At 55.4% G+C, this 14,320-nt stretch carries 15 protein-coding genes; 2 read left to right on the forward strand and 13 right to left on the reverse strand.

The genetic code is table 11. The features are described from left to right. Positions 1 to 12: 12 nt before the first annotated feature. From D888_RS0114495 to D888_RS0114555, 13 genes are all read right to left on the reverse strand, one after another. The gene (locus D888_RS0114495) at positions 13 to 1,380 is read right to left on the reverse strand and encodes a tetratricopeptide repeat protein (RefSeq protein ID WP_020677290.1); all 1,368 of its coding nucleotides are present in this window, start codon (positions 1,378 to 1,380) and stop codon (positions 13 to 15) included. Between the two features lie 117 nt (positions 1,381 to 1,497). Continuing rightward, the gene (locus D888_RS23285) at positions 1,498 to 1,851 is read right to left on the reverse strand and encodes a TraR/DksA family transcriptional regulator (RefSeq protein ID WP_020677291.1); all 354 of its coding nucleotides are present in this window, start codon (positions 1,849 to 1,851) and stop codon (positions 1,498 to 1,500) included. Positions 1,852 to 1,877: 26 nt separating this feature from the next. Beyond that, entirely contained in the window at positions 1,878 to 2,348 is a 471-nt protein-coding gene (gene rlmH / locus D888_RS0114505; protein WP_020677292.1) for a 23S rRNA (pseudouridine(1915)-N(3))-methyltransferase RlmH, read from the reverse strand. Beyond that, entirely contained in the window at positions 2,345 to 2,701 is a 357-nt protein-coding gene (gene rsfS, locus D888_RS0114510) for a ribosome silencing factor (RefSeq protein WP_020677293.1), read from the reverse strand. Before rsfS ends, rlmH begins: the two co-directional genes overlap by 4 nt. Positions 2,702 to 2,715: 14 nt before the next feature. Continuing rightward, on the reverse strand, positions 2,716 to 3,369 hold the full coding sequence (nadD, locus tag D888_RS0114515; RefSeq protein ID WP_020677294.1) for a nicotinate-nucleotide adenylyltransferase: 654 nt from the start codon (positions 3,367 to 3,369) through the stop codon (positions 2,716 to 2,718). A gap of 21 nt (positions 3,370 to 3,390) precedes the next feature. After that, entirely contained in the window at positions 3,391 to 4,647 is a 1,257-nt protein-coding gene (locus D888_RS0114520; protein WP_020677295.1) for a glutamate-5-semialdehyde dehydrogenase, read from the reverse strand. Between the two features lie 11 nt (positions 4,648 to 4,658). After that, complete coding sequence (gene proB / locus D888_RS0114525) at positions 4,659 to 5,804, reverse strand: glutamate 5-kinase (RefSeq protein ID WP_020677296.1); 1,146 nt, start codon at positions 5,802 to 5,804, stop codon at positions 4,659 to 4,661. Between the two features lie 61 nt (positions 5,805 to 5,865). Beyond that, positions 5,866 to 6,909 carry a GTPase ObgE gene (gene obgE, locus D888_RS21835; RefSeq protein WP_020677297.1) on the reverse strand — a complete coding sequence of 348 codons (1,044 nt, stop codon included), beginning with the start codon at positions 6,907 to 6,909 and terminating at the stop codon, positions 5,866 to 5,868. 185 nt (positions 6,910 to 7,094) lie between these two features. Further along, a complete protein-coding gene (rpmA, locus tag D888_RS0114535; RefSeq protein ID WP_020677298.1) occupies positions 7,095 to 7,349 on the reverse strand; it encodes a 50S ribosomal protein L27 in 255 nt (84 codons plus the stop codon). Between the two features lie 11 nt (positions 7,350 to 7,360). Beyond that, complete coding sequence (gene rplU / locus D888_RS0114540; RefSeq protein WP_020677299.1) at positions 7,361 to 7,669, reverse strand: 50S ribosomal protein L21; 309 nt, start codon at positions 7,667 to 7,669, stop codon at positions 7,361 to 7,363. Between the two features lie 123 nt (positions 7,670 to 7,792). Beyond that, positions 7,793 to 9,295 carry an Rne/Rng family ribonuclease gene (locus D888_RS0114545; protein WP_020677300.1) on the reverse strand — a complete coding sequence of 501 codons (1,503 nt, stop codon included), beginning with the start codon at positions 9,293 to 9,295 and terminating at the stop codon, positions 7,793 to 7,795. 97 nt (positions 9,296 to 9,392) lie between these two features. Beyond that, positions 9,393 to 11,888, reverse strand: a complete 2,496-nt coding sequence (locus D888_RS0114550) for a TIGR03960 family B12-binding radical SAM protein (protein ID WP_020677301.1) — start codon at positions 11,886 to 11,888, stop codon at positions 9,393 to 9,395. 104 nt (positions 11,889 to 11,992) lie between these two features. After that, a complete protein-coding gene (locus D888_RS0114555) occupies positions 11,993 to 12,295 on the reverse strand; it encodes a J domain-containing protein (protein ID WP_020677302.1) in 303 nt (100 codons plus the stop codon). A 149-nt stretch (positions 12,296 to 12,444) separates the two neighbouring features. On the opposite strand from D888_RS0114555, the gene radA reads away from it, so the two are divergent. Together radA and moaC are read left to right on the forward strand one after the other, a co-directional pair. After that, complete coding sequence (gene radA, locus D888_RS0114560) at positions 12,445 to 13,797, forward strand: DNA repair protein RadA (protein WP_020677303.1); 1,353 nt, start codon at positions 12,445 to 12,447, stop codon at positions 13,795 to 13,797. A gap of 26 nt (positions 13,798 to 13,823) precedes the next feature. Continuing rightward, complete coding sequence (gene moaC / locus D888_RS0114565) at positions 13,824 to 14,312, forward strand: cyclic pyranopterin monophosphate synthase MoaC (RefSeq protein ID WP_020677304.1); 489 nt, start codon at positions 13,824 to 13,826, stop codon at positions 14,310 to 14,312. Positions 14,313 to 14,320 lie beyond the last annotated feature (8 nt).

Raw genomic sequence — 14,320 nt, forward strand, 5'->3', positions numbered from 1 at the left:
TAACAGACAAGTTCAGGCCTCACGTTGGCCATGAGGGATGGCCTTTTGCAATTGCGGCCGTGCTTTCTGAAGCTCTTGCCGCTCCTGGAGCCCCAGGGTATCGAAGGTACCACAAGTTTGACAACGACTCAGCCACTGAGAACTTTCCGCTCCGCAACTTTCGCAGACGTAACCCAGACTCAGATGATTATCGACCTTGAGGGCCAGACGGTACTCCTTAATCGCTTCATCGATCTGCTTCCGGCGGCGGTTGGCTTCGGCAAGCAACAGGTGGAGTTGCGGGAAATCAACGCCAGAGCTTTCGACGGCATGCAACTGATCAATCGCCTCGTCGACCATCTCAATCCGCAAACAAAAACGTCCGAAATAGAGCCGCATCAAAAGATCATCGCTGTTTATCAACAGTTGTTTACGATAAAAGCTGAGGAGAGCCGATGGGTCTTCGGCCTGCATGTAACAATGTTCGAGACGGGCCAGAAATACGCTGCGTTTTTCGGTAAGGTATCCGGCCTGATAAACTTCTGCGGCTTTATCGATATGCCCTTTTTTCAATTGTGCATCCCCCAGAGAGACACGCGCCGGGGTAGACACCGCCTTTTCACGCGTCAACTCCTCCAGAGTGGAAATCGCTTGATCAATTGAACCTTTTGTCAGGTCACGCAAAGCGACCTCATAGCGCAACTGCAGCATCAGTACTTTTTCTGCAGCGGCCTTGCTCCCGGCGGAAGCGGCTTTGATCACGCGCTTTTGGAGTGCCAGGGCTTCATCCCAGTCTTGAACTTCGATCAGCAGATCTCGCAGGGCGCGCAGGGCCTTCCGGTTTTCACCGTCCGTCGTCAACAGACTGCGATAAGTCTCCATGGCATCTTCAGTTCGCCCGGCAGCACGATAAACGGACGCCAGTTTAAACAGCACCTCGAGACTCTGGGGCTCGAGATCACGCGCCTTCAGCAGCAGATCGATCGCCTTGGGGTTGTTCCCTTCCTGCTCGGCAACATTGGCCAGCGCCATATGGACATCGACCCGCTTGCGATCGCGCTCCAGAGCTTTTTGCAGAAAGACCTGGGCCTTCTTTAAATCACCGGAGAGAAGACGCCCGACCCCCTTACGATAGATATTCAGGGTCTCTTCATTCTTTTTCAGGCGCCGGGAACCGCGCCAGCTTGAGACCGAACGCCCGAACAGGCTGAAGACATGCAGCCCGTTACCAAGCAGCAGACCCACCAGAACAGCGGCAATCAAAAATATCGGGGTGGGGAAGGTATAACTATGGTCGGCGGCAATGAAGACTGTCATGTCCCCAGGGTTGATCCCCCAGAAATAGAGGAAAAACAGTGCAAAAAGGACAAAAACGAACATAAACAGGGCAATTAGGATCATAGCCTTCTCCCCGAACCGGTTCTATTCAAGACCGGCAGACGACCCGTTGTCACTCGTTGCGCAACAGGTAATAATGACATATACGACAGTTGAGAAATGAGTATCGACGGGTACAAATTACTCGCCGTACTTTTCAACCTCTGATTTGCACTCTACACAATAACGGGAAAAGGGACGGACTTCCATGCGCCGCGCCGGAATTTCTTCTTCGCAGCGTGCACAAAGCCCGTAGACCCCGGAGTCGAGTCGTTCAAGAGCCGCATCTATATCAGCAGCCGAACGACGCTGGGCATTGCTGAGACTCATCAGGACTTCTTGAGTATAACTATTGGATGACATATCACCGATATCGGGTACGCCGTCTTTGCCGAGAGTCTGAGATTCAGCATAAGCCCGAGCTGCATCATCAAGCAAGTCTTCACGCATTATCAGCAGCCGCTCGCGGGCCTGTTCTATTTGTTCCGGATCCATGGTGCGCTATCTACCCTCCCTCATTTTTAACGGTTGTGATACGGCTCATTACGAATGATTGTCCCGCTGCGATAGAGTTGCTCCAGCAGCAGCAGACGCGCCATCTGATGGGTTAGAGTCATTTTCGACAGAGAGAGCAACAGATCAGCACGCTCGCGCACCGCAAGATCAAGCCCGTAAGGTCCGCCGATCACCAGGGTCCAGTCGCGCCCTCCGTGCAGCATCTCCTGTTGTAGACGTTCTGCAAGCTGCATCGAACCGAGCTGCTTTCCCCGTTCATCCAGCACAATCACCACCGCTTCTGGCGCTATGCGTTCGAGAATTCTCACCCCCTCGCGTCGCACGAGGCCGGGAATATCCCTGGTCTGGCCCTGTTCTTCCTTCAGCTCAATAATCTCGATGGAGTAATGTCGCTGAAAACGCGTCAGGTAGTCTGCTGCCCCGCGTTTAAGCCAATCCTCAGACAGGCGACCGACGCAGACCAGGCGGAATTTCATGCCTGTCCGGAATCTGCCAGGGCAACATGAGGGGCTTCAGTCCAAAGACCTTCAAGATCATAAAAGGTGCGCACCGCAGGCTGAAAGACATGGACCATAAAGTCACCGTAATCGAGGAGCGCCCAACGACCTTCATCCACCCCTTCGGTTGCGAGGGGGGTAACTCCCAGCTCTTTCAGGCCAAGACGGATCGATTCAGCGATTGCTGAAACCTGACGGTCCGAACGCCCTGAAGCGATGAGCAGAAAATCAGTCAATGAGGAGATTTCCCGGACTTTCAGCAACTGCAGATCATAGGCCTTCTTTTCGAGAGCGAACGCCACAGCCTTTAAACAATTCTCTTGCGTGTTCAATATTGATCCTTCGATCACCCGGCAGGTGAATGCCGGTAGAGTTTGTGTTGATGAATATAAGTGGCAACCGCTGGACAAATCCACTCGTCGACCAACTGACCAGCAGCGATCCGATTGCGAATTTCGGTCGACGAGATATCGGCTGCTGTCTGCCTGACCAGCTGGACCGAAAAGCCCGATTTACCGCAGAGTTTTAAAGCGTCGGCATCATAGCAGAAGCGGTCTGCCATCGCAACCGGAAGCAGCTCCTGCAGATCCCCGGCAAAACCTGGTCGAGCAGCAACCAGAATGTGACAGAGATCAAAGAGTTGCTCATAGGATCGCCACAGGCCAATCTCGGCAAAAGAATCGAGTCCCATGATAAACGTGAATTCATCGGCCGGATACAACTGCCGCAACTCCTGAAGAGTTTTAACCGAGAAACTCCGCCCGCCCCTGCGGCCCTCGAGATCACAGGCGACAAATTCGGGACAGGGTTCAATCGCCGCCCTGACCATCGCCAGACGGTCCGCAAAAGAGACCTGAGCGGCCAAGTTTTTATGCGGCGGCAGACAGGCCGGCATAAACCAGATCTGATCCAGTTCGCCTGCCTGATAAATCTCCCGAGCCACAAGCAGATGCCCGTTATGGATCGGATTAAAGGTACCGCCGAAGATTCCGATTTTCATGATTCCTCTTTGTGGCCAGAACTATTCGCGAATCTGGCCATCACCCAGCACGATGAACTTGCGAGTGGTCAGATCTTCTAACCCCATCGGCCCGAAGGAGTGAAGCTTGGAGGTTGAGATACCGATCTCGGCCCCCAGCCCCAACTGCCCGCCATCCGAGAAGCGTGACGAGGCATTCACCATCACCACACTCGAGTTGATCTCGCGCAGAAAGCGTTGCGCGGTGGCGTAGTCGCGTGTGACAATCGTTTCGGTGTGCAGCGAACAGTAACGATTAATATGATCACGCGCGCCCTCAAAATCATCAACAACCTTAACCGCCAGGATCAGGTCGAGGTACTCGGCCGGCCAGTCCTCCTCGGTCGCCGGGGTCATACTCGGCACCAACTGACATGCGCTTGCGCAGCCGCGCAGTTCGACCCCCGCCTTCCCCATGGCGACGGCGATCTGCGGCAGAAAAACCGGCGCGGCGTCACGATGGACCAACAGGGTCTCAAGAGCGTTACACACCCCCGGGCGCTGAACCTTTTCATTCAGACAGATCCTCTCGGCCATCTCAAAATCAGCACCGGCGTCCACATAAGTATGGCAGACCCCTTTATAGTGCTTGATCACCGGAATGCGCGAATGCTCGCTGACAAAACGAATCAGCCCTTCGCCGCCGCGCGGGATGATCAGGTCGATCTGTTCTTCGAGCTTCAACAGCTCCGTGACCGCGTTGCGATCGCTGGTCGTCACGACCTGCAACGCCGCCGCCGGCAGTCCGGACTCAATAATCGCGGTCTGCAAAACCTCACCAATGGCGCGGTTGGAGTGAATCGCCTCCGACCCGCCTCGCAAAATCACCGCGTTGCCGCTCTTCAGGCAGAGTCCGGCAGCATCAGCGGTCACATTGGGACGGGACTCATAAATTATCCCGATCACACCCAGCGGAATCCGCTGCCGTCCAACCTGGATACCGTTGGGACGCAGCCACATGCCTGTCACTTCGCCGACCGGATCAGGCAAGGCCGCCACTTCGCGCAGGCCATCCGCCATCGACTTGATCACCTTGTCAGACAGCTCGAGACGATCCAGCATGGCCGCGGCCATCCCCTTGTCACGCCCCGCCTGCAGGTCGAGAAGATTCGCCTGTTTAAGTTGACTCGCCTGCTGCTCTAAGCGCGCGGCCATGGTCAACAATAGGGCATTTTTTACCCCGGAAGAGAGGGTCGCGATAATGCGCGAGGCCTCACGCGCCTGCTGTGCCAGGCGCAACATCTCGTCAGAAATGCTCATATATTGGTCTCCTATGCCGTGTCACGAAGCAGGACCAGGTTGTCGCGGTAAACCGCCTCATCCCGATATTGATACCCCAGGATCTCCTCAATCTCGGCGCAACGATGCCCTTTGATCTGCTCCAGTTCGGCGCGGTTATAATTGGCCACGCCGATCGCAAACGGAACATCAAGCTGATCGCAGATATGCACAGCGTCGCCGCGCTCAAATTCACCGTCAACGCTGGTGATCCCGGAAGGGAGCAGGCTTTTGCCTGAACCAACAACCGCCCTGACCGCCCCGGCATCCAGCAATATCCGGCCGCTCGGCTGCATCGATAAAGCCAGCCAGCGTTTGCGCGCGTTCAATTTAGACGTCTGTGGCAAAAAGAGGCTGCCAAGCTCCTCGCCCTGAATGACCTTCTTAAAGATGTCCGGCTCCCGGCCATTGACAATCAGGGTCGGAACCCCGGCCAACCCGGCTTTTTGTGCCGCCTGAAGTTTAGTTTGCATTCCTCCCGTACCCATTGTACCCCGCGAGGTACCCGCCATCGCTTCGATCTCAGGCGTAATGCGTTCGATCAGGGGCAGAAGCCTGGCCCCAGGATCGCAGCCAGGGTCACCTGTATAAAAACCGTCGACATCCGAGAGCACCACTAAAAGATCGGCTTCCATCAGACAGGCGACCATGGCGGACAGATTGTCGTTATCGCCAAAGCGGATCTCTTCGACCACGACCGTGTCATTTTCGTTAACGATGGGCGTGACGCCATATTCCAATAGCGTTTCAAGGGTATTATGCGCATTCAGATAGCGCCGCCTGTTTGACAGATCATCGCGAGTCAGCAAGACCTGAGCAACAACCCGATTACGCTGGCGAAAAATTTCTTTGTAGGCCCGCATAATGCGCGGTTGGCCAATTGCCGCAGCCGCCTGTTTTTGAGGAATGGTCTTCGGTCGGCCCTCAATCCCGAGGGCACTCCGCCCCGCCGCCACCGCGCCCGATGAAACCAGAATCACCTCGATCCCTCGCTCACAGAGATCACTAACCTCCCCGGCCAGCCGGGCGACCATTGCCGCGTCAAGGCCTTCAGCCGTCGAAATGACCCCGCTACCGACCTTGATGACCACCCGCTTAAGTTGTTGCAGAATCTGCGGTCGAGCATCTTTCATATGCATGTAATTTTCAAACCCCAAAAAGAATAAATTGACTCAGGCGAAACCAGGAATTTGCGGCTTTTTATAACAGCGGCCGACCATCATCAACAACCGGTGTTTGATCGGCGCGCAACTCCGCCAGTCGTGATGCCGCGGCCTGAACCAGATCCTTGACCCCTTCACGACTCACCGCTGAGATCAAAAAGACCTCATGGCCCTGAGCGATAAAATGATCCTTGAGTTGCACCGCCTGCTCGAGAACTTCAGGGATATCGATCTTGGTAAACACCACCAGCTGTGGCTTGCTGGCGAGTGCGGGGTCATAGCGTTCAAGCTCCCGATTGATCAGTTCAAAATTTTCAAGCGGATCGCCCTTCTGCAACATGCTCAGGTCGATCAGATGCAGGAAAAGATCGGTCCGTTCGACATGGCGCAGAAAGCGCGTTCCGAGGCCCAAACCCTCACTGGCACCTTCAATCAAGCCAGGGATATCCGCCACGACCATGGTGCGAGCGCCCAGATCAACGACCCCGAGATTCGGCACCAGGGTTGTAAACGGATAGTCCGAAATCTTGGGTTTGGCGGCCGATATCACCGAGATCAGGGTTGACTTGCCGGCATTCGGCAGCCCGATGAGACCAACATCGGCCAGCAGTTTCAACTCAAGCCTCACCTGCCGCACCTCACCGGCGATACCTGGTTGAGCATGACGTGGGGCGCGATTGGTGCTGGTAGCAAAGCGGGCATTCCCCCGGCCACCCATGCCGCCGGACAGAAACAGAACCTGATCGTCAGTCGCGGTCAGATCGAGCATCTGCTCACCGGTCTCATCATCAAAAACGAGAGTGCCGGGCGGCACGTGAAGAAAGAGGTCATCCCCCCCTTTTCCGTGCATATCTTTCCCCAGTCCGGGAGCGCCGTTTTGGGCACGATGATGTCGCTGATAACGGAAATCAAGCAGGGTAGAGAGGCTGGGATCGACGACAAAGTAGACATCACCGCCTCTACCGCCGTCACCCCCGTTGGGGCCGCCGAGAGCGACAAACTTCTCGCGTCGAAATGAAACGCAACCGCGGCCACCATCACCAGACCGGACCTCAATCAACACCTGATCTACAAACTTCATGAATTTTTCGTCCCAATAAGTAAACTATTTCGAGCAGGCTCGGCTTTGGCACCATGGCAAGACGCGAGCCGTGTAGCAAGACAGTCCGGGATATGCCTCCGGACGTCCCGATTAAAAAAAACAAAACCCGGGGTTCGCTTTCGCAAGCCCCGGGTCGGTTATTCCTGTCCTGATTGAGATTTCTCTCAGGCAGAGTAGACGCTGATAAACTGGCGTCCCTTGGCCTTGGTCTCAAACTTGACCACACCATTGGTCAGGGCGAACAGGGTGTAGTCTTTGCCACAGCCGACATTGGTGCCGGGGTGGAAGGTCGTACCACGCTGACGTACCAGAATCGATCCGGCGGTCACAACCTGACCACCAAAACGTTTGACGCCGAGTCGCTGTCCCGCGCTATCGCGACCATTTCTCGAACTACCGGCAGCTTTCTTATGAGCCATGAGTTGCCTCCTTAAGCTTCGATTGCCGCGACTTTAAGTCGGGTAATAGGTTGACGGTGGCCGTTCTTCTTACGATACCCTTTGCGTCGCCGGGAATGAAAAACAAGGATCTTCTTGTCTTTTTCCTGAGCAACGATCTGCGCCATTACCTTAGCGCCTGGTACGAGAGGTGTTCCGATTTTAACCTCTGCGCCACCGACCATGAGGACCTGATCGAGTTCAACTGTCTCACCGACAGCTCCTTCGATCAATTCGACCTTAAAAAGGTCGCCTTCGGAAACTTTGTACTGTTTGCCTCCGGTCTTGATCACCGCATACATGTTCTATACCTCGTTTCGTTAGAGCTTTACGACGCCGACACAGCGCCGCAGCGGGACAATATAGCCGTGCCCTCCTCGCCTGTCAAGAAAATTGTCGGACATAACAGGACTGAATTTTTGCAGTTATCCTACCGCAATTTCAAATTGCTCGATGTGAAACCCTGGCCGCGCGTTGATCACGACTGTCCGCCCGGTCTCCTGTTCAAGCTCGTCAATCCCGGCACGCTCTTCATCAATCAGCAATCCGGCAATCGCAGGATGCGCCATCAGAGTCACCCGACCATCAGGCAGATCCTTGAGCTCGCGCTGCAGCTCACGCAAAATCTCATAGATGATCGTCAAATGCCCTTTGACGTAGCCCTTCCCCTCGCAATAAGTACAGGGCTCACAGAGGGTCCGCCCGATCGATTCGCGCACCCGCTTGCGCGTCATCTCGATCAGACCAAGCTCGCTGATCTTGAGGATATTGGTCTTGTTCTTGTCGTTCTTGAGCACCTCTTCAAAGGCCGCGTGGACCTTGTCTCGATGCTGCTCTTTCTCCATATCGATGAAATCGATGATGATCAGCCCGCCGATATTACGCAAGCGCAACTGAAAAGCGATCTCCTTGACCGCTTCGAGGTTGGTCTTGAGGATGGTATCTTCCAGGTTGTGCTTGCCGACATATCGCCCGGTATTCACATCGACCGCCACCAGCGCTTCGGTCTGTTCGATGATGATCGAACCACCACTCTTGAGCCAGACTTTCTTCCCCAGCGCACGCGAAATTTCAACCTCAAGTCCAAAGGAATCGAAGATTGGTTCATCGCCGTCATAGAGTTCGATGCAGTAGTTAAGCTTAGGCATGAAGGTTCGGATAAAACGGACGATTTTATTGTACTCTTCCTGCGAGTCGACAATGATCCGCCGCACATCTTCAGTCAGGATATCGCGTAACACCTTACTGGTGACGTCCAGATCCGAATGGATCAGTGATGGCGCCTTGCGTTGCTCAATGCCGGCGCTGATCGCTTTCCAGAGTTCGACCAGAAAATCCATGTCGGCTTTCAGATCGGCCTCGCTCTTCCCTTCAGAGACAGTGCGCACGATGAAGCCCGAACCTTCGGGCTTCATGGTCTCAACCAGCACGCGCAAGCGTTCGCGCTCCTCCTCGTCATCGATCCGGCGCGAGATCCCGACGTGGTCAACCGTCGGCATATAGACCAGGTGGCGGCCCGGCAATGAAATATGTGAAGTGATCCGCGCACCCTTTGTGCTGATCGGTTCTTTGGAAATCTGCACCAGGATCTCTTGCCCCTCGCGCAGCAGGTCCTCGATCGGCGGCAAGGGTTGCTCTTCACCCTCAGCCTGCTCCGTGCCCGAACCTTCCCCATCGATAAAGCGCGCAACCGCATTCATCTCATCAATGACATCGGCCACATAGAGAAAGGCCGCCTTTTCCAGACCGACATCTACGAACGCCGCCTGCATCCCCGGCAGAACGCGGATCACGCGCCCCTTGTAAATATTGCCGACAATGCCCATCTCGCGCTCGCGTTCGATGTAAAGTTCGGCAATATGCCCCCCCTCGAGCAGGGCAACACGGGTTTCATGCGAAGTGGTATTGATCACCAACTCCCTGGTCATAACTCTCTCCAATTCTGGTCTATTTGTTCAATATTTATATATGTTCAAAAAAATCATGCAAAATTTCGCTCATATCCAAAACCGCGGAACCGATATACTAAGATTTCAATTCAATACGAATCTTACGCACACCGAGCTGGCGGACCGGTTCAACGCCCAGACCGAGCAGCTGTGAAGCAACCCGTAACGGACTCCCCTTGATCAGGCGAATTTCAAGCTCACCATCGACACACTCAAGGCCCAAGACGTCAGGTCGAAGATCAACAATTTTTTCAACGCCTTGCTTCAATTGAACATAGCTGACTTTCTCACTGGCGAGAAAGGTACTTATCGCCTGCTCAATATCTGTATTTTCACCAGGAAGCGGCACGCGGTAGATACTCGCAGCCACAGAAGCCGAAGGGGACGGAACCCCCGCCGCGGGAATCTCGGCCGCTACTACCAGAAAACCCTCAGGCAGTTGCAGGTTCAAGCGTCTGGCGACCTCTTCTGCACTCACCGGCTCGAAGAGTTCAATATCGACCAGTTCAGCTTCACTCTCCACCCCCATGGGCAGGGCTTCAAGATAGGAAACCTTGGGGGTCGGATGAAATCCCTGAGAAAAACGCACCGGCAGTCCAGCACGCCGTACCGCGCGCTGAAACATTGTCAGATACTCGAGGTGCGCAACCATCTTGGCCCGTCCGAGCTTGCTCAGCTGCAAACGCACCCGGAACCGCAACTGGTCATTGCCGGAGGTCACCGGCTTGGCTGGCGGCAGGGGGAGATCCTGCGGTTGCTGGAGACGCATTCTCAACTGTTCAAAATCGCAGACCCCACAGACGCTGCACTCGCCGCTACGACAATCGGGGGTGGCCGTCAATTCAAGGGACTTGCGCCGCTCGGTACTAAAGAAGTCCTTCGACAGCCCGCAGTCAATATGATCCCAGGGGAGGATCTCTGACTCTTCACGCTCACGCAGATACCAGTCCGGATCGATGCCAGCGACAGCAAAGGCCTGCTGCCATTTGGCATAGTCGAAATGCTCACGCCAGCCGTCAAACCTGCACCCGGCGGCAAGTGCCGCTTCGAGCAGACGTCCAAGCCGCCGGTCGCCACGGGCAAAGACTCCCTCGAGATAAGAGAGCGAGGCTTCATGATATTTTAGACGCAGCTTCTTCGAGCGCAAACCATCCTTCAGCAGATTCTGCTTGCGCAGGGTCTCGGCAATACTCAGCTGCGGTTCCCACTGAAATGGAGTGTGCGGCTTCGGCACAAAGGTCGAGACCGCGACATTGACATCAGCCCCCCCTTGAGTCCCACGGCCGCTGCGCTTGACCTGCGCGGCCAGCTCAACAATCGCCTTCAGGTCTTCATCGGTCTCGGTCGGCAGACCCATCATGAAATAGAGCTTGATCACGCGCCAGCCAAGGGTGAAAGCGTTGTGCGTGGTTTCGAGCAGATCCGCTTCGGTGATCCCTTTATTGATCACCTGACGCATCCGCTCGCTGCCTGCTTCTGGCGCCAGGGTAAAACCGGTCTTGCGCACCTTCTTGATCTCTTCCATCAAACTTTCAGAGAGCGAACCGACCCGCAAACTGGGAAAGGAGACCGCCACCCGATCTTCGGCATACCTGGTCATCAACCCCTTGAGCAACGGCTCGATGCAACTGTAATCACCGGTCGACAGCGAAAGCAGCGAAATCTCTTCATAGCCAGAATTTGACAGTGCCGCTTCAACCAGCTCAGCGATCTTCTCCGGACTGCGTTCGCGCACCGGCCGGTAGATATAACCGGCCTGACAAAACCGGCAGCCGCGCGTACAACCGCGGGCGATCTCCATCGCCACCCGGTTATGCACGGTCTGCATAAAGGGGATAATCGGTTCGGTCGGGAAAGGTGCGGTTTCAAGGTCCGCCAGAAAGCGTCGCGTGACCTTGGTGTAGCCTGGTTTCAAGGGCCGAATCTCTGCCACACGTCCGTCCGCCTGATAGTCCACTTCAAAAAACGACGGGACGTAAATACCGGGGATCGTCGACAACCGCTCGAGCAATCCCGCCCGCGGCAGCTTTTCGCGCCGCGCCTGCCGCACGGTCTCCACCAGTTCGACAATCGCCTCTTCCCCATCACCGATCAGCGCACAATCGATAAAATCGGCCAGGGGTTCGGGGTTGAATGCACAGGGACCACCAACCACGATCAACGGGGCATCGGGACCGCGTTCTTCGCGGCGCACCGGGAGGCCGGCCAGCTGCAGCATCCACAAAATATTGGTGTAGCTGAGCTCGTACTGCAGGGTAAAGCCGATGATATCGAAGTCGGCCAGCGGTCTTCCGCTCTCAAGGGAGGTCAGGGGCGCGCCATCACGCACCAGCAGCTCTGCCATATCGGGCCAGGGGGTATAGGCGCGTTCGGCGGAAATACCATCAAGATCGTTGAGAATGCGATAAAGAATCGGAAAACCCATGTGACTCATCCCCACTTCATATACATCGGGGAACGCCAGGGCCATGCGTAATTCAATTTGATCGGGATTTTTGGAGCGACTGCCCAATTCACCACCTAAGTAACGGGAGGGGCGGCTGACTTCCGTCAACCTTCGAAAATCATTCATAATTCTTTCTTTGGACAAATGCTTGAGATGAAGCTGTGAAAAATGAGCAAACTACCACGGCAAACCCTTGAAAAACAAGGCGGAAAATTCAAATCCTGACAGATTCAAACATCCGGGTCATGCCCGCCCCAGAGGCTGTCAAAGGCAAACTGTTCGCGCAGCCGCTCTTCGGGGTACTGCTCAAGAAATTCTGCGTGAGAACAATCAAATCGATACTCCTGAAAATAATCACGTAAAATTCCATAGGCTTCATTGACCCGGCGCATTTTCTCCGGATCAGCCCCGCCGCCATTATCGGGATGATAGCGCCGTGCCAGTTGCCGGTAACGCTCTTTCAGCTGAGCCATGCTGATCCGCTCGAAACATTCAAATTCGGCCAGTGCCGCCTGCAACTCTGAATAGCGCATCAGAAGCTCCTCTCCAAGCCTTAAACACCTGCCCAGTATAGCTCAGAGTTGTCGGCAATTGACAGTTCAGCGCCCAGACCTTAGGATGATCCTCTTTCCCGCACCCCGGCGCAAAGCAGGTGCATCCAACCCTTTCGGCAGGGACCGGCATGGCCAAGGTAAAAACCTTCTTCACCTGTCAGCAATGTGGCTTTCAAAGTCCAAAATGGCTGGGGAAATGCCCCGATTGCAACCAGTGGAATACCCTGGTCGAGGAGCAATCTCAACCCCTGCCGGGAAGTCGCGCCTTGCCGACTCCGGGCAAACCGCAAAAAATGTGCGAAATCACTAATTCGGCTGAAGATCGCGTCAGCTGCGGCCTGGCAGAACTTGATCGCACCCTCGGCGGCGGACTGGTTGCCGGCTCACTGATTCTGATCGGCGGAGACCCCGGCATCGGCAAGTCGACCCTGCTGCTGCAGACCGCCAATCAGCTCGGGAAAAGAGGCAAAGCGCTCTACGTCACGGCCGAAGAATCGCCACGTCAGGTCAAAATGCGCGGTGATCGCCTCGGGGCTGCATCTGATAATCTCTACCTGCTCGCCGAAACTTCACTCGAACAGATCCGCAAACGAGTCAGCGAGCTCAAGCCCGATTTTCTGATCATTGATTCCATCCAGACAATCTTCACCAGCAGCGTCGAATCAGCCCCCGGCAGCGTCAGCCAGGTGCGTGAATGTGCCGGGCAACTGATGATGCTCGCCAAAGGTGAAGGGATCCCCACCTTTCTGGTCGGACACGTCACCAAGGATGGCTCCATCGCCGGCCCGCGGGTGCTTGAACATATGGTCGACACCGTGCTCTACTTTGAAGGTGACCCGGGCCACCCCTACCGTATCCTGCGCGCTGTCAAAAATCGTTTCGGCTCGACCAATGAGATCGGGGTTTTTGAGATGCAAGAGAACGGCCTGCGTGAAGTCTCGAACCCCTCGGAACTTTTCCTGGCCGAGCGCCCTGAAAAAACCCCGGGGAGTGTCGTCGTACCCGCCCTCGAAGGAACACGGCCGATTTTAGTCGAGTTACAGGCACTGGTCTCCGGCAGCAGTTTCGGCACCCCGCAGCGCACCGCAATTGGAATCGACCACAAACGGATGGCGTTATTGATTGCCATTCTCGATAAAAAAGTTGAACTTCAGCTGGCGGGACAGGATATCTTTGTCAATGTCGCCGGCGGAGTACGTGTAGATGAACCGGCCATCGATCTGGCCACCATCGCGGCGTTAGCCAGCAGTCACCTCAACCGGGCGATCGAGGCACAAACCGTTATCTTTGGTGAAGTCGGTCTGACCGGCGAAGTCCGGGCAGTCTCCCAGCCTGAACTCCGGGTCAAAGAGGCGGCCCGTCTCGGCTTTAACCGCTGCATCCTGCCACAGGGCTGCCTGAAGAATCTCAAACCACCCAGGGGGATGAAACTGATCCCGATCCGCCATGCCAGTGAACTGATAGATCTGATCTTCAACTGAAGAACCGACAAAAGGGGACATCCGAGATGAGCGATAAACTGACCCACTTTGATGCCGAAGGTAAAGCGATCATGGTTGATGTCGGCCACAAGGTTGCGACCCTGCGCCGCGCACTCGCCCTGGGCGAAATTCGCATGCAGCCGGCTACCCTGAAGCGTATCCTTGACCGCAGTATTGAAAAAGGAGACGTCTTCGGCATCGCCCGGATCGCCGGCATCATGGCGGCCAAACAGACATCGAGCCTGATCCCGCTCTGTCATCCCCTCGGACTGACCTCGGTCGAGCTCGAATTCACCTCCCTCGCCGAGTCGGGCCTGGTACGAATCTCGGCAACAGCCAAGGTCAACGGACAGACCGGGGTCGAGATGGAAGCATTGACAGCCGTCTCGGTCGCCGCACTGACCATTTATGATATGTGCAAGGCGATCGACAAACTGATGGTGATCGGTGAAATCCGTCTGCAGGAAAAGAGCGGCGGCAAGAGCGGCGATTTCGTACGACCAGAAGACTGCTGAAAGTTCGA

Origin of the sequence: Geopsychrobacter electrodiphilus DSM 16401 (genome assembly GCF_000384395.1) — a bacterium.
Classification (GTDB): Bacteria; Desulfobacterota; Desulfuromonadia; order Desulfuromonadales; family Geopsychrobacteraceae; genus Geopsychrobacter; species Geopsychrobacter electrodiphilus.

Coding starts and splice junctions, on each gene's coding strand:
- D888_RS0114495 (WP_020677290.1), bottom strand. CDS start 1,380: ATGATCCTAATTGCCCTGTTTATGTTCGTTTTTGTCCTTTTTGCACTG.
- D888_RS23285 (WP_020677291.1), bottom strand. CDS start 1,851: ATGGATCCGGAACAAATAGAACAGGCCCGCGAGCGGCTGCTGATAATG.
- rlmH (WP_020677292.1), bottom strand. CDS start 2,348: ATGAAATTCCGCCTGGTCTGCGTCGGTCGCCTGTCTGAGGATTGGCTT.
- nadD (WP_020677294.1), bottom strand. CDS start 3,369: ATGAAAATCGGAATCTTCGGCGGTACCTTTAATCCGATCCATAACGGG.
- D888_RS0114520 (WP_020677295.1), bottom strand. CDS start 4,647: ATGAGCATTTCTGACGAGATGTTGCGCCTGGCACAGCAGGCGCGTGAG.
- proB (WP_020677296.1), bottom strand. CDS start 5,804: ATGCATATGAAAGATGCTCGACCGCAGATTCTGCAACAACTTAAGCGG.
- obgE (WP_020677297.1), bottom strand. CDS start 6,909: ATGAAGTTTGTAGATCAGGTGTTGATTGAGGTCCGGTCTGGTGATGGT.
- rpmA (WP_020677298.1), bottom strand. CDS start 7,349: ATGGCTCATAAGAAAGCTGCCGGTAGTTCGAGAAATGGTCGCGATAGC.
- rplU (WP_020677299.1), bottom strand. CDS start 7,669: ATGTATGCGGTGATCAAGACCGGAGGCAAACAGTACAAAGTTTCCGAA.
- D888_RS0114545 (WP_020677300.1), bottom strand. CDS start 9,295: ATGACCAGGGAGTTGGTGATCAATACCACTTCGCATGAAACCCGTGTT.
- D888_RS0114550 (WP_020677301.1), bottom strand. CDS start 11,888: ATGAATGATTTTCGAAGGTTGACGGAAGTCAGCCGCCCCTCCCGTTAC.
- D888_RS0114555 (WP_020677302.1), bottom strand. CDS start 12,295: ATGCGCTATTCAGAGTTGCAGGCGGCACTGGCCGAATTTGAATGTTTC.
- radA (WP_020677303.1), top strand. CDS start 12,445: ATGGCCAAGGTAAAAACCTTCTTCACCTGTCAGCAATGTGGCTTTCAA.
- moaC (WP_020677304.1), top strand. CDS start 13,824: ATGAGCGATAAACTGACCCACTTTGATGCCGAAGGTAAAGCGATCATG.